Genomic DNA, 21,049 nt, shown 5'->3' on the forward strand with positions numbered 1-21,049 from the left:
GTAATCCCAATTAGAGACTGTTAGCGTTTTCTAGTTGCATAAAACAGTGAAATGTAATACCATGAACGCACATATAGTTCACATTGAAGAGATAAGGGCATGTCCAGTAACCTCAAGGCGCAGGTATGGTTTGCCTTTTTCTGTATATTGGAGTGATGAAGTGAGAATTGAGAAGGTGTTAAACAATAATGCGGTAGTCGCCATCAAAGATGAACAGGAAGTTATTGTTATTGGTAGAGGTATCGCTTTTCAAAAAAAGGCGGGTGATCTGATCTCTGACCAGCATGTTGACAAGATCTTTACTTTACAGAATGAAGATATTCAGGAAAACTTCAAGGCTTTAATTGCCAGCATTCCACTTGAGTATATGAAAGTGTCCGAAGAAATTATTGCGTATGCCAAGCTGAAGCTTGGGAAGAAGTTAAATGAGAGTATCTATCTGCATCTTACGGATCATATTCATTTTGCCATTGAGCGGTATCGCAATAATCTTCCGATTCGGAATGGGTTGTTATGGGAAACCAAGCAGTTGTATAAGGATGAGTATGAAGTGGGGCTTGAAGCGTTAAATATGATCTGTGATCAATTTGGAGTGCTTTTGCCGGAGGATGAGGCCGGATTTATGGCATTGCATTTTGTGAACGCAGCACTTAACGAAGAGATGCCCAATATACGTAGCATGACGCAGGTGATGCAGGAGATTCTGACCGTTATTAAATATCACTTCAAAATAGACTTTGATGAGAATGCGTTGAACTATACTCGTTTTGTTACTCACCTGAAGTATTTCGCGCAGCGGATGGTGAAGGGGAAACACTATAAGAGCAACAATGATGATGAATTGTTTCAGATGATTCAGAAAAAATACCCGGATGCATACAAGTGCTCTGTTAAAATCAAAAAATTCATTGAAAATAACTACACCTATCAACTGACTGACGAAGAAATGATGTATTTAACCATTCATATTGAGCGAGTGGTCAATGCAACATCTGAATAATCATGACGATTAACAAATATATTAAAAAAGTGCTTGCAAACATAGTGCGGATGTACTATGATGATGTCAAGAAGTAAGCGCATACATTATCCAAACGGATTGTTACTGTTCAATCAGGCAATGCCGGACCGAAAGGTTTGAGGATGAATCAATGTGCTTGCAGTTTATAATCAAATATCAATGTGTACAGCCTTACAGGGTTGCAACCGTTAAGGGCAAAACCTGAATTGCTGAATAACATGACTGATTTCCGGATCTCCGGTACGTTGTGATTGTTCAGTAGTTCAGGTTTTCTTTGTTTCACAAGCATGGGGAGTCTACTTAGAGAGGAAGAATGACAATGAGCAACTACGATCAATTAGCAAAAGACATTCTGTCACGGGTTGGTGGACCTGAGAACGTAAACAGTGTATTCCATTGCGTAACGAGATTGCGGTTTAAACTGAAAAATGAAAGCGTAGCCAAAACAGAAGAACTGAAAAATATGCCTGGTGTAATTACCGTTATGCAGAGCGGAGGACAATATCAAGTCGTAATCGGCAACGAAGTGCCGGACGTATATAAAGCTGTGGTTAAAGTAGGCAATCTGTCTGCTGAGGGTCAAGTCGATGCGGATGATGCAGACTCCGGTCCAAAAGGCAATTTGTTTAACCGTTTTGTCGATATGATCTCCGGTGTATTTACTCCGGTTCTCGGATTGCTTGCAGCAACAGGGATGATCAAAGGTTTCACGGCGATGTTCGTGTCCCTTGGTTGGATTAACAATACGGAAGGTACGTATGCGTTGTTAAACGCTATTGGAGATTGTTTATTTTACTTCTTCCCGATCTTCCTTGGATACACGGCTATTAAAAAATTCGGTGGAAGCCCGTTCCTGGGTATGGCCATCGGTGCATCGTTAGTCTACCCGACACTTGCGGGAATACGCGCTGGGGAACCAATGTACACTTTGTTTGCAGGCACTTTGTTTGAATCACCGATTCGGATTGAGTTTCTAGGTATTCCGGTCATTCTGATGGATTATGCTTCATCCGTTATCCCGATTATTATCGCCACGTTCTTCGCGGTTAAAATTGAACGTTTCTTCAAAAAAGTTATGCCTAAAGTAGTCAGTAACTTCTTGGTTCCATTTTGTACGTTGCTCGTTATTGTACCCCTTACATTTTTGGTTATTGGCCCGATTGCGACATGGGCAGGTCAACTGTTAGGTGCATTTACATCTTCCATTTACGGACTGAGTCCGTTACTTACAGGTCTTGTAATCGGTGGTTTGTGGCAAGTATTCGTCTTGTTCGGACTCCACTGGGGACTCGTTCCATTGGTATTCGTTAACCTTGCAACGCTTGGTTATGATTCGATTCTGGCACTTTCTTTTGCAGCTTCCTTTGCTCAGATCGGTGCAGTGCTGGCGGTTATGCTGAAAACGAAAAGCCAAAAAGTGAAAACACTCGGTGCACCTGCATTCATTTCCGGTATATTCGGTGTAACTGAGCCAGCGATTTACGGTGTGACACTACCACTCAAAAAACCATTTATCATGAGCTGTATTGCTGGTGGTATTGGTGGAGGTATCCTTGGTTTGTTCGGAGCGAAAGGTTACATCATTGGTGGTCTAGGGATCTTCGGTTATCCGAGCTATGTAAGCCCTACAGAAGGAATGAATTCCGTATTCTTCTGGGTTGTAGCAGCTACAATTATCGCATTCATTCTCGGTTTCATCTTGACTTATGTTGTGGGCTTCAAAGATCCAGTTGAAAAAACAGCCGCTCCGGCACCTGTACTTGATCCTAACCCGAATAACCGTTATGAAATCGTTAGCCCAATGGCTGGTGAAGTGGTTGAACTGAAAGAAATTAACGATGTTACGTTTGCAGGAGAACATATGGGTAAAGGCATTGCCATCCGTCCAACCAGTGGTAGAGTTGTGTCCCCGATAACAGGTGTTGTGCAGACCGTGTATCGTACCAAACACGCAATTGGTCTTGTTACAGATGATGGTGTAGAGATGCTGATTCACATTGGTCAAGATACGGTGCAATTGAAAGGCCAACACTTTACTGCACATGTCAAAGATGGTGACCGTGTCAATGCAGGTGATCTGATCATGGAGTTTGATCTGCAAGCGATTAAAGATGCGGGTTACGAAATCGTGACCCCAGTAATCATCACCAATACTTCCAGTTATCTCGACGTTGTCCCTACTAAAAGCCAGACTGTGAACGAGCAGGATAAACTGCTGACAGTACTGAACTAATACGTGCTTGAACGGATCGAATCGGATCATAAATGCCTATGATGAATAGGAGGAATTATTCAAATGGTTGAAAAAATGAAGGCCTTCCCAGATGATTTTCTCTGGGGAGGAGCAACGGCAGCGAATCAACTGGAAGGTGCTTATCTTGAAGGGGGGAAAGGGTTAACTACGGTTGACCTGATCCCGATTGGAACCAATCGTTTTCCGATTGCGCTGGGTAATCTGGATTCGTTTGAACCCAAAGAAGGAGAATTCTATCCTTCACATGACGCGATTGATTTTTATCATCGGTACAAGGAAGATATTGCTTTATTTGCAGAAATGGGATTCAAGTGCCTCAGGCTTTCGGTAGCCTGGGCACGGATTTTCCCGAACGGTGATGATGCAGAGCCGAATGAAGCGGGGCTTCAGTTTTATGATGATGTCTTTGATGAACTGTTAAAACACAATATTGAACCCGTCGTGACCATATGTCACTTTGATGTACCTGTGAATTTGGTGAAGAACTACGGTGGCTGGAAAAACCGCAAGATGGTCGGCTTTTTCGAAACTTATGCCAAAACACTGTTTACTCGTTACAAAGGCAAAGTGAAGTACTGGATGACATTCAACGAAATCAATATGCTGCTTCATCTGCCTTATATCGGCGCGGGGATCGTGCTTCAGGAAGGCGAAGATAAAGAACAGGTATTGTATCAGGCTGCACACCATGAGCTCGTTGCAAGTGCGCTAGCTGTTAAAGCTTGTCACGAGATTATTCCAAGTGCACAGATTGGATGCATGCTGGCCGCGGGTACGGTGTACCCTTACAGTTCACATCCGGATGATGTGTGGAAAGCGATGGATAAAGACCGGGAATCATTCTTCTTTATTGATGTGCAGTCCAAAGGAGAGTACCCGGGTTATACCAAACGTTTCTTCAGAGAGAATAATATCCGTATTGAGATGCAACCAGAAGATGCCGAAATTTTGAAGCATCATACAGTGGATTACATTGGCTTTAGCTATTATGCAAGCCGTTGTACAAGTGCTGATCCTGAAGTGTTGAAGGACTCGACTGAAGGCAACGTGTTTGGATCGGTGAAGAATCCGTATCTTCAAGCGTCCGAATGGGGCTGGACCATTGATCCCAAAGGGCTTCGTATTACGTGTAACCAGCTTCATGATCGCTACGGCAAACCGCTGTTTATTGTCGAAAATGGACTCGGTGCGACCGATGTGTTGCTGGATAATGACACGGTTGAAGATGACTATCGCATTGAGTATCTGAATAGCCACTTCGCTGAGATGGCCGAAGCGATTCAGGATGGTGTAGAACTGATTGGGTACACCAGTTGGGGTCCCATTGATCTGGTTAGCGCAGGTACGGGTGAGATGAAGAAGCGGTATGGCTACATTTATGTAGACAGAAATAACGATGGAAGCGGAACACTTCGTCGGGTAAGAAAGAAAAGCTTCTATTGGTACAAAGAGGTTATTGCAAGTAATGGCGCAAAATATTTCTAGACCAAGAACAGTCCCGTTCGCACGGGATTGTTTTTGATTTTGATAAGGAATCAATGGCTTGACGTCCGTTTGACTCGTGTTATGAGTTTTATTATAATTTATAAATGTAGAAAATCTTGTCAACTAAGAAGGGGGAGTCATCAGCCATGAAGAAAAAATCACTTGCGTTTATATCTTCAGGATATGGATACTCCACTGCGGTATTTTTCTAGAATCCAAAACACGGGACAAGTCTGCCCAAATGGAGATCAAAATAATGAAAAACCGTAGAAAAATCTTAGGAATGATGAGGTAATGAACATGACAAATGAAAAAATTACGAGAAAAAATCCAACCAATATGCCATCCCCTGTAGGGAATTATACGCATATCACAAAAATTCCGAGAAATGCAGAGTTGTTTGTGACATCAGGGCAGGTTGGCGTAGATGTGAATGGTCATTTCCGAATACGTTGAATGAACAAGTCACCAATACATTTCACAATATCAAAACCGTTATGCAATCCGAAGATTTGCATGCTGAACATATTATAAAAGTGAATGTGTGCGCAACGGAGAAAATAGACTGGGATTACCTGTACAGCGAATGGGAGCAATTATTCGATCATGATTATCCTGCAATGACTATTGGATATATTACAGAGTTAGGTCTGCCTGAGATCAAGATTGAAATCGAAATTTGGGCTGCAAAACTATAAAACCAAATATATTTCTATAAATGCGATGGAGCTCTATCTTGTAGAAGCTCCATCGTTTTATTTGCATATTGACTATGAAATATAAGGAAACAAAGGTCAACCTAATAGGTTAGCGGTAAATGAACACACGCATCTTTATGGGACTTGCACACTTTGATTGGCATTCAGCCGCCCGTACGTCCAATAGATGCCTGAACCCGATACAGGGTCTGAAGCGAAACATAGGGCATCCCGAATTTGGGCGTTCGTTTTGCCTTGGGATGCGAGTAAAGCAGCCACGCCAGCAACTTGCGGAGCGGCCATTGATGTTCCACTAAGATAAGCGTACGATCCACCAAGGTACGTGGAGAGAATAGTATCACCCGGTGCAGCCATATCCACCCAAGAACCGTAATTGGAGAAATTCGATTTCAGGTCGGATGAGTTGGTGGATGCAACAGCGATGACGTTAGCATACGATGCTGGAACAATCGGAAATGACGTATTGTCATTACCTGCTGCTGCAATAATGACAGCTCCCCGATCCCATGCGTACTGAACGGCAGCCTGAAGGAAAGCATCTCCTGTCGGTCCACCCAGACTCAGATTGATCACTTGAACGCCGTTATTGGCTGCAAAAACAAGCCCATTGCCCACGTTACCAATCGTCCCTTGGCCGTTGTTGTCGAGCACACGAAGCGGTACGATGGAAGCGAGAGGTGCTGTGCCCGCAATCCCAACACCATTATTGGTAATGGAAGCAGCGATACCGGCAACATGGGTGCCATGTCCATTTCCATCCTCAGGGATGTTGTCATAATCGACGTAATCGTAACCGGGCAAGAGCTTGGATGCAAGTTCAGGATGATTCAACTGTACACCCGTATCAATGATGGCAATTTTAATCGAGCTGTTACTCTGAGTGATATCCCATGCAGCAGGTGCATTGATTTTGGTGAGATTATATTGATAAGGGAAGAAGGGATCATTGGGTATGAATGAAGCTTCAACCAGATAGTTGGGATGTGCATGTTCAATGAGATCATGATCCTTGTACTGCTTGAGCATCCTGTGCATTTTTTTGCGAGATTCGATTCGGTACCACCCGAGGTCTTCATAGGTTTCGGCGACTTTGCATTTCGTTTTTCGATGAAGGGTGTGCATCTGATCAGGGGTTGTACCTTCTTTGAACTTGAGTAACAGTTGATGGGGGGCGTGAGGATCGAATGTATTTGCTTCCCTTTGGTCGATATAACGAAGGGTGAGCCAGGTGGAGATCAAAATGAAAACGGCCAAGATGCCTAACCATAACCACATCGGCTTTACCCCTTTCCATATTGGATTCTGACACGCCTTATCCTATGCGGAATCTATGAAAATGCGCGGGCTTGCTTCCAAATTGGTCGTGAGTATAGATAGATTCATAGGTTTGAATATAGTTAATTGATAGGTTTATAAGAATTCGTTAAGATGAAGAGAAGTATTTTATAAAAGAAAATAAGGAATGTGATATGGTTGACAGAACATCAGGTGAAGCCCGAAGTAAGACCTGTTCGATCCTATGAGATTCAGGAAGCGATTGATTTTGCTATGCGTGTGCGTAGTGAAGTATTTCCGATGATGGATCATAGCGTATTGCCTAAGGATTTTGAGCAGTTCGACGAATATTACATGAACCGGAATGATACTGTTTTTGTGATTGCACGATCGGATGAAGCAGGTATTATCGGTTCGATTGGTATTGTTCCTTATGATGGGCGAATTCAGGTTATTGAAGGTCGTTACCCGGCTCGTACCGCAGCTGAGATTGTAAAATGTTACGTTGATCCTGCCTACCGAAGGTATGGCATCGGTTCACGATTGGTGCAAGAACTGCAACGAATTGTGACAAAAATGCAGTATACAACGTTATATTTGCATACTCATCGCTTTCTGCCGGGAGCCGTGGATTTCTGGGAACGTCAAGGGTTTGCATTTATTACGGAAGAGCAAAATGAATGGCAGATCGTGCATATGGATAAACCCATCAATTTTTAGATCGGAGAGATGTAGGAATGTACACAAGTCTGATTGAGAAACTGGCCCACACAAAGGCGTTAAAGTGGTTCCCGAACCATCAAGTTCAGGAAAGCTGGATTGTCGAGGTTGAACAGGAGCTGGGTTTTTCATTGCCTCCTTCCTACCGATGGTGGCTTCTCAATTATGGACAAGCGATGTTGAGCGGGACAGGAATTCTAACCATTACTTCATCAGAGCACAGAGAGTACACAGATACGGACATTCTCTATATCTACAGACTTGCAGATGAACAGTCAAAGCAGGAAGGCAAGCTGGAATTGTTTATCCCGGATGAGGATGAATATTACTATTTCGATACAAGAATGGCTGATGCACGCGGAGAATTCAAGGTGATGCGTTTAGATTACTTTAATGGAGAGCCTGAAGTGTATGCGGATTCTTTTGCCGAATTTCTAGAAAAGTTGATTGATCAACGAACACCTCGGAACGCTTAGTACAGTAAAACGTAAGGTTTCAGACAGAGAATACAACTGGGGGAAAAACAGATGAGCAACATAAAACCAAAAATCGTATTTATTGATATTGATGGCACGTTGGTAGACGATGACGGTAATATCCCATTGTCTGCTCAAGAGGCTTGTAAACAAGCGCGTAAGAATGGACATCTGCTGTATTTATGCACAGGCCGCTCTAAGGCTGAGATCTATGATTCGATCTGGGATGTAGGCTTTGACGGATTGATTGGAGCAGGCGGTGGATACGTGGAGTATGGTTCTGACGTGTTATATCATAAAAAAGTAACGGCAGAAGATGTTCGTCATATGGTCGATTTCTTCAATGAACACGGCATTGATTTCTATCTTGAATCCAACTCGGCATTGTACGCAAGCAGTAATCTTCAATCCCATTTGGAACGCCGTATCTATGGCGATATCGAGAATGATCCAGTTGCGCGGGAGAAAAAGGAAACAAAACCTCATCCGTTTATCGCAGGATTAACGTACGGCGAAGCCGATCTGTATAAAGATGACGTAAATAAGGTCTGTTTTCTGGAAAGTACAGTCGTCCCGTTTGAACGAATTAAACAGGAGTTTGAAGGCAAATTTGAAGTAATTCAGTGTACCGTGCCTGTCTTCGGAGAAGGTAGTGGAGAATTGATGATTCCGGGAATTCACAAAGCGATTGCGATTGCTGATCTGTTAGAGCATCTGGGAATGTCGAGAGAAGATACATTGGCCATCGGCGATGGCATGAATGATGCCGAGATGCTGGAGTTCTGTGCTGTAGGGATTGCAATGGGCAATGCGAAGCCTGGGTTGAAAGCCATTGCCGATGATATCACGGGCTCCGTGGAAGAAGACGGATTGTATCATAGTTTTGTGAAATATGGATTAATTTAAATCTTGTGAAAAAGAGAATCATAAGATTCAATCCTTTAAGACAGACATCTCTGTAGTTGGAGGTGTCTGTTTTTATTTATACCCGAGTTTATTTGCATATCTCAGCATGAAGGTTTAATATAAATTTTGAAAACAAGGAATTTATTGGGTTTAAATGGAGGTTGGAGGAACATGAATTTGAATAGATGGAGGACACCAGATGAGTAATATCGCCCTGTTGTTTCCTGGACAAGGTTCTCAGATCAGTGGGATGGGAAGAGACTTCTGGAATCAATTTGATGTAGCCAGGCATTTATTTGAAGAAGCTAGTGACGCTATTTCTTTCGATTTAAAAAAGCTGTGTTTTGAAGAAAACATGAATGAATTGACATTAACGATGAACGCCCAGCCGGCACTGTTAACCGTTAGTGTTGTTGCATTTCAGATCTATATGCAGGAAATTGGAGTGAAACCAGCTTATATGGCCGGACACAGCCTGGGAGAATATTCGGCTCTCGTATGCGCAGGAGTTCTATCTTTCCGTGAGGCTGTTCAACTTGTAAGACGACGAGGCATGATTATGCACAATGCAGATCCAGATCAGCAAGGTACTATGGCGGCTATTTCCAATATCTCAATCGGTACGCTTCTAAAAATATGCGAAGACGTGTCTACTAAAGAACGCCCTGTCTGTGTTGCCTGTATAAACACGAACCAGCAGTTTGTTATATCGGGCCATCGCCAATCTGTACAAGAGGTTATAAGAAGAACGGCATTCAAAGGAACAAAACATTCATATCTCCAGGTATCCGGGCCATATCATTCTCCCATGATGAGAAATGCGGCAGACCAATTCAAGATCGAATTAGAGCAATATCAATATGATCATGCAGCATACCCGATCATTTCCAATGTCACAGCGAAGCCCTATCCGTCGGACCAATCCGTTGTTGATTATTTGAATAGACAAATGACTTGGCCAGTAAGATGGTTAGAGTCCATGCGGTACTTAGTGGAACAAGGAGTTACAGAGGTCATTGAACTGGGTTCCAAACAAGTGTTATTGAGTCTTATGAATAAAATAGCGAAGAACGTTGTGCCTTATTCTTTAGGTCAACCTTCCGATTTAACGATACTCACGAATTCACAGGCAAGACAAGACAAACTCTTAGCCATACGCAAACATAAGTTGTCTCAACTGATGAGCACAGCACTCACATCGCGGAATTACAGTCAGGACGCAGAAATATACAACAAAACGGTTGAGCCATTATTTCCTGAATTACAACGGATGAAAGAGCGGCTAGACAATCATAGCCATGAACTTAACGAAGCTGAAATACAGGATTCAATTGTGCTGTGTGAGCGGATTTTTACAGCCAAGCAATCCCCAAAAAACGCAAAAGTGATGATAAGTACGATTTAGTTAGCTGGCTCCATCAATTGCCATACAATACACTCCAGGTTGTCTCATCTGAGGCAGCCTATTTGGCGTTGGATTACATGCTGAATTTAATTGGAAAATGTATGTGCTTTGTTATGTAAGTGTAAAAGGACGCTGTTGATTAAAAAATGTATTTTACCAAATAGTAACAATAATTTTCTTGAAAATACATATATTTCTATGGTAAAATTTTGCAGTAAATATGTGTAACTAATTAGATAAGTTACATAGAGATGATTCATTGGAGGAGAGATATGTATACCAGTCGATTTCAAACACTCGTAGATGTTATTCGCGACAGAAGCAAAGTAACAGACCGGGGTATTCGTTTTATTGATTCTGATAAAATGGAAACATGGATGACTTATAGTCAATTATTTAACGAAGCCAAAGGTTATTTGGGATATCTACAAGAAATCGGCATAAAACCAGGGCAGGAGATTATTTTTCAGATTCAAGAAAACAAACGATTTATCGTCGCATTTTGGGCTTGTATATTGGGTGGAATGATACCTGTACCTGTAAGTATAGGTGAAGATGAAGAACAAAACATGAAAGTATACCGTATTTGGGATTTGTTGAAGGACCCTTTCATGATTGCATCTGAGAAAGTGCTGGATAAAATGAAAAAATTTGCTTTAGAGCATGAAATGTCAGATTTTCATCATCAGCTGGAGAAGAGAGCCGAAATAATACATGACCAGGTATATAAGTATGATGTTGTTAGATATAACGAACCCAAGTCGGAAGACCTGGCATTTATTCAATTCTCGTCTGGATCAACCGGTGATCCCAAAGGTGTTATGCTCACTCATCGAAATCTGATATACAATGCGTGTGCTGCAATCAATGGTACAAAAATCAGCTCGGATGATCGTTTCCTCTCTTGGATGCCGCTCACCCATGATATGGGCTTGATCGGATTCCACCTCGTTCCATTCGTGGCAGGTATTCATCAATATCTGATCCCCACGGAATTATTTATTCGAAAGCCAATTCTATGGATGAAAAAAGTCAATCAACATAGAGCCACTATCCTCTCCTCTCCTAACTTTGGTTACAAGTATTTTTTGAATTTTTTCCGTGAAGACAAGGCCGTTGGATGGGATCTGTCATGTGTCAGAGTCATCTATAATGGTGCCGAACCCATTTTACCAGAGGTTTGCCATGAGTTTCTGAATGTATTATCAGCCTATCAGTTGAAGAAAACGGCTATGTTTACCGTATACGGATTAGCAGAGGCATCCGTGGCAGTCTGCTTTCCTCCAATAGAGAAAGAATTTGCTGCGATATATGTACACCGCGATCATCTGAATTTGGGTGAGCATGTCATTGAAGTCGAGAAGGATGCAGAGCATGTGGCATCGTTTGCTGTCGTTGGTCGAGCTGTGGACTATTGTCATGTCCGAATATGTGATGAGGATATGAATCTCGTTCCAGATTATGTTATCGGTAAGATACAAATTCAGGGTGATAACGTCACCCAAGGATACTACAATAATCCGATGGCAACCGAGAACGTATTTACTCGTGATGGTTGGGTGAATACGGGGGATCTCGGTTTCACTATGAGCGGTACTCTTGTGATCACTGGACGAGAGAAAGACATTATCTTCATGAATGGTAAGAATATATATCCTCATGATATCGAGCGTGTAGCTATTCAATTGCATGAGATTGAACTCGGCAGAATTGCCGCTTGTGGTGTGTACGATTCGAATAGTCAGAGCGAAGAAATTATTGTTTTTGTCGTTTATAAAAAAAAGATCGAACACTTTCTGCCACTCGTAAAAGACATTAAAAAGCATTTATACATCCATGGAGGATGGAGTGTCAAGGAAGTACTGCCTATTAAAAAATTACCGAAAACAACGAGCGGAAAAATTCAGCGCTATCAGTTAGCCAAGCAATACGAAGCTGGAAAGTTTTCAACAGAATCTGCACTTATCCAAGAAGCACTTATGAAGGAAACAGGAAGAGAAATGAAAACTGTTTCCGTTCAAGTCCTGGAACGGGAACTGATATCCCTATTTTCCGAAGTTTTGGTAGGGAAGAGGATTAAAGCTGAGGATAGCTATTTCGATATGGGTGCAACTTCATTGCAGCTGGCCCAGATCGCTGAACGTATCGAAGAGAAATATGGAGAAGAGTTAGCCGTTACGGATCTCTTTACCTATCCCTCAATAACGGATTTAGCAGGATATTTGGCTGGTAGTCGCCGTGAAAATAAAAGAGTTTATCCCGCTCGGGAACATGAGCCATCATCAAATGATATAGCCATCATCGGTATGTCTATGAATTTTCCCGGAGCATCAAATGCAAGTGATTTTTGGCGTGTCATGGAAGAGGGAGAGCACTGCATTCAGGATTATCCTGAGCATCGGATACAAGACGCAGCGGATTATATTCAGTCCATTCGGAGTGAAACGGATCAACCTGAATGGATCAAAGGCGGTTATTTAGATCAAATCGATCAATTTGATTATTCATTCTTTGGATTAACCCCAAGAACTGCCCAATTTATGGACCCGAATCAAAGAATGTTTTTGCAAACAGCATGGCATACGATCGAAGATGCGGGGTATGCAGGTGCCGGGATTAATGGAAGTCATGTTGGCGTGTATGTGGGTTATTCCAAAGTTGGGTATGATTATGAACGACTTATCACGGCGAGTTATCCTTCAGAGATCAAACATTATATTATTGGAAATTTACCATCTGTACTGGCAAGCAGAATCGCATACTTTTTAAATTTGAAAGGTCCGGCATTGACAATTGATACAGCTTGTTCTTCCTCGCTTGTTGCGGTTCATATGGCATGTAAAGGTTTGCTTGCAGGAGATTGTGAAATGGCTATTGCAGGAGGGATTCGAACAGCCTTGTTACCGATCAGTATCGGACTGGATATGGAATCTCCAGATGCATTGACACGAACGTTTAGCGAAGACGCGAACGGTACAGGCTTTGGTGAAGGTGTTGGAGCGGTTATGTTGAAGCCATTGCAACAAGCCATGCAGGACGGCGACTATATCTATGGCGTAATCAAAGGCAGTGCGATTAATCAAGATGGTAGAACGGTTGGTATTACAGCGCCTAATCCCGAGTCACAGACGAATGTCATTGAACAGGCGTGGAGAGAGGCTGGCATTTCTCCGAATACACTGCATTTTATAGAAGCACATGGAACAGGCACCAAATTAGGTGATCCCGTTGAATTTAATGCTTTACGTAAGGCTTTTGAAAAATATACGGATCGAAAACAGTTTTGTGCGATCGGGTCCGTTAAGGCCAACATAGGACATAGTTTTGAAGCGGCGGGTATCGCCGGATTAATTAAATCTGTTCTCATGTTACAACATAGGACGATTCCACCGTTGGTCCACTTTAATAAGCCTAATCCGGCACTGAAATTTGAATCTTCTCCTTTTTATGTGAATCAGGAATTGATGGCTTTGACTGACGAAGATCGACCTTTACGATGCGGGGTCAGCTCGTTCGGCTTCAGCGGCACAAACGCGCATGTGGTTCTTGAAGAATATGTTCCGTCACAGACAGTACAACAAACATCGGATCAAGAGCCTCACCTATTTGTGTTATCTGCTCTTAATGAACGGGCACTGAATGACCTGATCAAGATGTATATTCAGTATATAGAAGAGCACGGCAACGTTAGCGTTCAACAAATCTGTTACACAGCAAGTAGGGGAAGGGCTACTCTGGATTATCGGCTTTCCATCGTTGTAAAGAGTGAACAGGAACTGTATGGGAAATTGAAACAAATCGCACAAGGAGAAAACAAGATTCCCAATGTTTACTTTGGCTACGCCAAAAAAGACAGGGCTATCGCTTCCGATCATCTCTATGCACTGCCAAAGGCAGAATCATTACGTTCGTTCGGTGAGTTATTTACACAAGGGGCAGTGATCGATTGGGAGAGGCTGTATGAAGGCAAGATCATCTCTAAAATTCCATTACCTTTATATCCATTTGAGCAGAAAAGGTGTTGGATCGAAGTCAAACAACCGGTATCTGCAAAACATAAGATAGAAAGGAATGGGGTTCCAATGGAGGAAAAAAGAAACGATGTGCAATTGAAAATTAGGACAAGCATCAGTCGCGCATCCGGTTTGAAACTTGCAGAACTAGATGAACATGCCCATTTTCTTCAGATGGGACTGGACTCCATCATTCTTGTGCAAATCAAGAAAGAGATATTAGACGGGTTTGGCCTGGATATTCCGATGGAGATGTTTTTTGAGAATCTTACGAATATCCATTCCTTAGTGCAATATGTGTCAGAGAATACAAAAGGTTTTGATATGTCTGCACACTTAGATGATGCGCCAGAACAGGAACATTCTGAACAACAACATCTTGCATCGGTGCCTCATACAAATCCGGCCAGATCATCAGCGAATTCAGACCAAATTGTGATGTCTGCCATTCAGCTGATGGAATCCCAATTAAAAAGCTTGAATTTGCTATTGGGTGAGCAAACAGCTGCTCAAGTGAATCATTCACAAATGAAACATCCTAAACACGATGAACTCAATGAAGTTAATGAACTTAATGAAGTTAAAAAGGTCAGAGAAATGCCTAATATGAAAGCAAACATTGAAAACAGTAAGGGGATTCGAACGGAAAACGTTACATCTAATCTCGATTCCAAGGAAATCAAGCCGTTTATACCCTATCAATCACTGAAAATTCAAGAAGAAAGTCCATACACAGAGCTGCAGAACCAATATATTGAACAATTTATAGCCAAATATACTGCTAAAACCAAAGGCTCTAAGCTAAAAACAGACCTAACCCGTTATGTACATGCCAACAATCGTAATGTTGCTGGATTTCGTTCTTATTGGAAAGAAATGGTGTATCCCATCATTGCTGCACGTGCTGCTGGGTCAAAGTTATGGGATGTAGACGGGAACGAATATTTGGATTTGACGATGGGGTTTGGTGTAAATTTATTTGGTCATAATCCATCCTTTATTCAAAATATTATGGCTGAGAGCATTCAAGAACAGATGCCCCCATTAGGCCCTATGTCTGATCTGGCAGGAGATGTTGCAGCGAAAATTTCAGAGCTGACAGGTGTAGAGCGTGTCGCATTTTATAATTCAGGGACTGAAGCTGTCATGGTTGCGCTGCGTTTGACAAGAGCAGTAACGGGACGTTCCAAAGTTGTATTATTTTCCGGATCATATCATGGTACACATGACGGCGTACTTGGAGTAGCGAATCCCGAAGAAGTTTTATCTTCTGCATTGCCCATGGCTCCTGGAATTGTGCAAAGTTCTATGGAAGATTTGATCATTCTGAATTATAACCATCCGCAATCCCTTGAACTGATTCGTCATATGGGTGATGAATTGGCTGCTGTGCTTGTTGAGCCAGTACAGAGTCGAAGACCTGATCTGCAACCAACGCCTTTTTTACATGAACTTAGAGAGATTACTACGCAATCCGGTACTGCACTTATTTTTGATGAAGTCATAACTGGATTTAGGATCGGGTTGGGAGGAGCACAGGAATGGTTTGGAGTTCAGGCGGATTTGGTTACCTATGGAAAAGTGGTTGGCGGCGGGCTGCCAATTGGCATCGTTGCGGGCAAAGCTGAATTTATGAATGCTGTAGACGGAGGCATCTGGAATTTTGGTGATTCTTCCTTTCCTTCCGACGCAGACAAAAAAACCTTTGTTGGTGGAACATTCTGTACCCACCCGCTTACTATGCGAGTAACGCTAGCTGTACTGCAGCATCTTCAATCCGAAGCAGGAGCTGTGTACAAAGAATTAAATGATAGAACAGATTATCTTGTTAATGAATTAAATGAGTTTTTTAAAACATCGAATGTGCCTATGCAGATGGTGAACTTTGGATCCCTGTTTAGATTTATATCCTTTGGAGATATGGAGTTGTTTTTCTACCATCTAATCCATAAAGGTTTATATATTTGGGAAGGTCGTAACTGCTTTATATCTACCGTTCATTCCATCGATGACATGAATACAATCATTAAGATTGTGAAAGAGACGATCAGTGATTTGCGGGAACTAGGCTTTATTCCTGGTGCATCACCTGTTATGGAAGTTCCCTTGTCCTTGGAGCAAAAGCAATTATTATTAACTACACTGCACGGTGAAGATGCAAATGCGGCATTAAATCAGAGTGTTATTTTGAAAATGAAGGGCCAGATGAACACGTCCGCTCTGGAGCAAGCTGTTAATCAGATCATACAGCGTCATGAAGCTCTGCGAACGGTTATTCATGCGGATCGTGAGACACAACAAATCAGGGAAGTAATGGAATTTCACTGCACATGGCTGGATTTCTCCATGTATGTTGGCGAGAAGCAAGAGCAGGAAATATCCGATTGGTTATCTACCGACGCGAGCAAAGCATTCAATCTGCAATCCGGGGAACCCTTGTTTAGAATTACGTTGCTTAAACAGGCAGCGAATCAATATGTTATGGTGCTTACTTTTCATCATATTATTGCAGATGGCTGGTCGATTGCTTTGTTTATTCAAGAAATGGAACAAATTTATTCTTCTCTTATTCGGGGAAATCCAGTTCAATTGCCAGAAGCCACCCCGTTTCGTGAGTATTTAACTTGGCAGCGGCTTGAACAGGGCAGAGGAGCGTATGACCAAGGGCTTCAGTTCTGGCAAAAGCAATTTTCCTTATCCTATCCAAACGCAGTCCTACCAACGTCACAGTCCGTTGAGGTACAAAATGGATATTCAGGCGCACGATACTCCATGAAACTGGATCATTCCTTAACAGCATCCTTGCGAACATTAAGTATAAATAATAAAAACAGTTTGTTTGTCACGATGTTTGCCGCGTTTCATTTATATTTGCATCGGCTAACAGGGCAGTCTCAGCTTGTGATCGGAGTGCCTACGGCAGGGCAGTCTCATATGAGGAAAAATACTTTGATGGGCAACTGCGTCAATATTGTACCTGTTCATCATAGCTTGTTAACAGAGCAGTCCGTTGCGGAACATATTGTTCAGCTTAAGGAGAAGTTGGCTCTTGTCATGGAACATCAGCATGCTCCATTAACGCTTGTATCCGAGCAGCTTGCCCCTATGAGAGCACCGGAGACCCGCATTTTATTTAATATGGATCGAACGTTTCATCACCTTCAATTCGATCATATGGAAACGAAGCTTGTGTCGTATCCGATCAAACATATTTCATATGATTTATTTCTCAATATTACGGATGTAAGCCACGAACTTCATCTAGATTTTGATTACAATATCGATTTGATTGGACATGAGATCATGAAATTGTGGTCGGAAGGGTTTATAGGTTTACTGCAACATATGGTCAGTCGTCCTGAAGCTGAGATTTCGTCGTTGACATTATTTACAGATCAACAACAGGCACAATTAGACGATATGTACAATCAATTTAAAACGGAACGTGCTGTTAGCATTAGGCGTACTGCCGAGTTTGCGTATCCGGTCAATGATACTGAACGAAAGCTGGCGCAAATTTGGGAGGACGTATTGTCTCTGGAGCAAGTGGGCAGAAATGATCACTTCTTTGATCTCGGAGGCAACTCTCTCCAGGCGACAGTGATGCTCTCCAAAGTCCATCAGCAGTTTGCACAACATATTTCGATCGTTCAATTATTCAAGAATAGACATCTGAAGGAGCTCGCCAGCCTGATTACAGACGAGAACGTAAGTCCACTCGTTCCGATTAGACCATTGGAGGTCAAAGAGCTTTACGAGACTTCTCCTGCACAACAACGAATCTATTTTCTGGATCAATTCGAGCCCAATAGTGTGTTCCAGAATATGTGCGGTCATCTGACGGTTAGTGGAAACATGGATGAAGCTAGATTAATTGATGCATTAGAACAAATCGTGCAGCGTCACGAAGCTTTTCGCACCAGTTTTCATCTGGTTGAAGGAGAACTTTATCAAGTCATTGCCCCTTCGATTGATTTTCAAGTGAAACGCTCAGAGCAAAGCTATGACTCATTTGAACAGCATATCAAGGCGTTTACCAAACCATTTAATTGTGCCCAAGCTCCGTTAATACGTGCGGAATTCATTCGTGTTAACGATGATCATGCAGAGATTCTCATTGAGATGCATCATATTGTATCCGACGGGTATTCCGTTGGTATTTTAGCGAATGAACTTATCGATGCATATGACGGAAGAAACATGCCGGAAATCAAGGTTGAATATAAAGACTTTGTTGCTTGGCAGAAAGACTACATTACAGGTGAAAACTACACGCAGCAGGAGAAATATTGGGTGGATCAATTCAGTGAGGAGATACCGAGTCTGAATTTGCCTACCGATTTTGTTCGAACACCCTATGTGACTTCGGCTGGTTCAAGGCTGTCCTTTGTTCTGGATCACCACTTGAAGGATTCTCTGAAAAGTCTTGCCAAACAGACAGGCACCACATTGTTTATGGTGTTGTTAGCCGCGTACAATGTGCTGCTTCATCGGTATACGTCTCAAGAGGACATTATTGTAGGGACGCCAACATCAGGAAGAAATCATCCAGATGTCGAGCGTATTGTAGGTGTCTTTATTCAGACGGTGGCGATTCGAACACAGCCTAAGGCAAATAAGTCGTTCCGATCCTATCTGGAGGAGATCAAAACTCAATCCCTCGATGCACTGAACAACCAAGACTATCTATTTGACCATCTTGTTGAAAAATTAAACATACATCGCGAGTCGACAGGAACAGCATTATTTAATACCATGTATATTTTTCAGAATACAGCGTTGAACCAAAGACAGGAAAAGGATTGCAGTTTCAAAGTGAGAGAGATCAACGTTGGCGTATCATTATACGATCTGATGTTCATCGTTGAAGATGATGAAGAGTGTCTGGAGATGCACTTGAATTACAAGACAGATCTATTTGAACGGAATACCATCGACCGAATGAAGACACATCTGCTGAATATCCTCAGAGACATCGTGATCGAACCGGATGTTGTCTTGTCCGATATTCAAATGCTGTCTAAACAGGAGCAGTACGTTCTATTACATGATTTTAATGATAGCGCAATCGACTATCCCCGGGATCAGACCCTTCAGGAACGTTTCGAGGCACAGGTAGAACGATCACCCGACCAATTGGCTGTTAGTTATGGTAAGCAGCAGCAATTAACGTATCGTCAATTAAATGAACGGGCGAACCAGCTGGCGTATACGCTAAGGGCTGAAGGGGTATGCGCGAATCAACCCGTAGGCCTTATGACAGAGCGTTCCATGGATATGATTGTTGGCATCTTGGGCATTATCAAAGCGGGCGGGGCATATGTACCGCTTGATCCGGATTCTCCTGAAGAGCGTATCCAGCATATCTTGCGTGATTCAGGAGCGATGGTGTTGGTCACACAAGAACATCTGAAACAAAGGGTCATTTTCGATGGAAAAGTTATGGATTTAAACGATGAAAAAAGCTACGCATCTAATCTCTCCAACTTAGAACGGGTAGGGGATTCCAGCCAGCTGGCTTATGTAATCTATACTTCCGGTACAACGGGGACGCCAAAAGGCGTCATGATCGAACATCGTCAGGTTCAACATTTAGTTACCTCGCTGTACAGCCAGGTTATGAATGAATCAAATAACGGTAAGCATGTTGCAGTACTAGCTCCTTACTATTTCGATGCATCGGTCAAACAGATTTTTGGCGCGCTGCTGTCAGGACATGCCTTGTTTGTTGTAGACAGGGAAACGGTTGGGGATGGACAAGAACTAATGAATTATTACAAGCGGTATGAAATTGAGGTAACCGACGGTACACCTGCTCATCTGAAATTACTTGCCAGGGCAAGAGACGTTCAGGGAATATCATTAGAATATATGCTCATTGGCGGAGAGGCTCTTTCTCAGCAAAGTGTAGCTGAATTCACGGCTTTATTTTCACTCCACCATACGCCGCCAACCATAATCAACGTTTACGGTCCGACTGAATGCTGTGTCGATGTTGCGACATACCGTGTTGTTCCGGAGGAGTTGGATACAGAAAACATAAAAAATCATCTGCCGATTGGCCGAACATTAGGCAATAACCGTCTGTATGTATTGAACAATCATGAACAGGTTCAGCCTGTGGGTGTTGTTGGAGAATTGTGCATTTCAGGCGACGGAGTAGGCAGAGGATATTTGAACTTGCCTGAACTGACAGCAGAAAGATTCGTACGTGATCCCTTCTTCCAAGGCGCGACGATGTATAAGACGGGAGATCTAGTGAGATGGTTGCCGGATGGCAATGTCGAATATTTGGGACGAATCGATCATCAAATGAAGATTCGAGGCTACCGAATTGAAGTGGGCGAAGTTGAAGTAGCATTATTACTTGTACCAGGTGTGAAAGAAGTCATCGTGATTGCACATGAGGATGAGAACGGAGACAAATCTATATGTGCCTACTTTACGGCGGATTCCGAAAAGACCGTTGGAGAGTTGAAACAAAATCTCGCTACTCTGCTTCCCAATTATATGGTTCCAGCTTACTTTACACAGCTCGATAATATGCCTTTGACCTCCAATGGAAAAATTAATCGACGTTTACTCCCGCCTCCACTAGAAAACATACAAACGGGAAGTGAATATATCGCACCCCGGACATCCTTGGAAAAAACGTTACTATCCATTTGGGAGGGCGTACTTGGTATAGATAAAATCAGTATAAGAGCCAGTTTCTTTGATGTAGGAGGTAACTCTTTACGCGCGACAAAGCTGGTGTACAAAATCAATCAACACC

At 42.5% G+C, this 21,049-nt stretch carries 9 protein-coding genes and 1 pseudogene; 9 read left to right on the forward strand and 1 reads right to left on the reverse strand.

All coding sequences use genetic code 11. From position 1 onward, the window contains the following. Positions 1-160 precede the first annotated feature (160 nt). The 4 genes and pseudogenes from licT (at position 161) to H7T88_RS09830 (ending at position 5,458) form a co-directional block, all read left to right on the forward strand. The gene (licT, locus tag H7T88_RS09815) at positions 161-1,000 is read left to right on the forward strand and encodes a BglG family transcription antiterminator LicT (RefSeq protein WP_090916894.1); all 840 of its coding nucleotides are present in this window, start codon (positions 161-163) and stop codon (positions 998-1,000) included. 340 nt (positions 1,001-1,340) lie between these two features. Continuing rightward, entirely contained in the window at positions 1,341-3,254 is a 1,914-nt protein-coding gene (locus H7T88_RS09820) for a beta-glucoside-specific PTS transporter subunit IIABC (RefSeq protein WP_090916892.1), read from the forward strand. Between the two features lie 63 nt (positions 3,255-3,317). Next, entirely contained in the window at positions 3,318-4,760 is a 1,443-nt protein-coding gene (locus H7T88_RS09825) for a 6-phospho-beta-glucosidase (protein ID WP_312027600.1), read from the forward strand. 300 nt (positions 4,761-5,060) lie between these two features. Beyond that, positions 5,061-5,458 (forward strand): annotated as a pseudogene (locus H7T88_RS09830) (Rid family hydrolase). 135 nt (positions 5,459-5,593) lie between these two features. Here the strand turns inward: H7T88_RS09830 and H7T88_RS09835 are convergent. Continuing rightward, complete coding sequence (locus H7T88_RS09835) at positions 5,594-6,754, reverse strand: S8 family peptidase (RefSeq protein WP_090916888.1); 1,161 nt, start codon at positions 6,752-6,754, stop codon at positions 5,594-5,596. Positions 6,755-6,952: 198 nt separating this feature from the next. Between H7T88_RS09835 and H7T88_RS09840 the strand changes: the two genes are divergently transcribed. The 5 genes from H7T88_RS09840 to H7T88_RS09860 all read left to right on the forward strand — a co-directional run. Further along, the gene (locus H7T88_RS09840; protein ID WP_221788273.1) at positions 6,953-7,474 is read left to right on the forward strand and encodes a GNAT family N-acetyltransferase; all 522 of its coding nucleotides are present in this window, start codon (positions 6,953-6,955) and stop codon (positions 7,472-7,474) included. Between the two features lie 17 nt (positions 7,475-7,491). Beyond that, positions 7,492-7,950 carry an SMI1/KNR4 family protein gene (locus H7T88_RS09845; RefSeq protein ID WP_154957490.1) on the forward strand — a complete coding sequence of 153 codons (459 nt, stop codon included), beginning with the start codon at positions 7,492-7,494 and terminating at the stop codon, positions 7,948-7,950. A gap of 51 nt (positions 7,951-8,001) precedes the next feature. Continuing rightward, complete coding sequence (locus H7T88_RS09850) at positions 8,002-8,856, forward strand: Cof-type HAD-IIB family hydrolase (RefSeq protein ID WP_221788274.1); 855 nt, start codon at positions 8,002-8,004, stop codon at positions 8,854-8,856. A 199-nt stretch (positions 8,857-9,055) separates the two neighbouring features. Further along, positions 9,056-10,261: an ACP S-malonyltransferase gene (gene fabD / locus H7T88_RS09855; RefSeq protein ID WP_221788275.1), complete on the forward strand. Its 1,206-nt coding sequence runs from the start codon at positions 9,056-9,058 to the stop codon at positions 10,259-10,261. A gap of 272 nt (positions 10,262-10,533) precedes the next feature. Next, a partial coding sequence (locus H7T88_RS09860; protein ID WP_221788276.1) for a non-ribosomal peptide synthetase occupies positions 10,534-21,049 on the forward strand: 10,516 nt, incomplete at its 3' end.

Source organism: Paenibacillus cucumis (ex Kampfer et al. 2016) (genome assembly GCF_019748695.1).
In the GTDB taxonomy this organism is placed as follows: Bacteria; Bacillota; Bacilli; order Paenibacillales; family Paenibacillaceae; genus Paenibacillus; species Paenibacillus polysaccharolyticus.

Bases quoted from the DNA above. Each gene is read 5' to 3' on its own strand.
- H7T88_RS09820 (WP_090916892.1), top strand. From the start codon at position 1,341: ATGAGCAACTACGATCAATTAGCAAAAGACATTCTGTCACGGGTTGGT.
- H7T88_RS09825 (WP_312027600.1), top strand. From the start codon at position 3,318: ATGGTTGAAAAAATGAAGGCCTTCCCAGATGATTTTCTCTGGGGAGGA.
- H7T88_RS09835 (WP_090916888.1), bottom strand. From the start codon at position 6,754: ATGTGGTTATGGTTAGGCATCTTGGCCGTTTTCATTTTGATCTCCACC.
- H7T88_RS09845 (WP_154957490.1), top strand. From the start codon at position 7,492: ATGTACACAAGTCTGATTGAGAAACTGGCCCACACAAAGGCGTTAAAG.
- H7T88_RS09850 (WP_221788274.1), top strand. From the start codon at position 8,002: ATGAGCAACATAAAACCAAAAATCGTATTTATTGATATTGATGGCACG.
- fabD (WP_221788275.1), top strand. From the start codon at position 9,056: ATGAGTAATATCGCCCTGTTGTTTCCTGGACAAGGTTCTCAGATCAGT.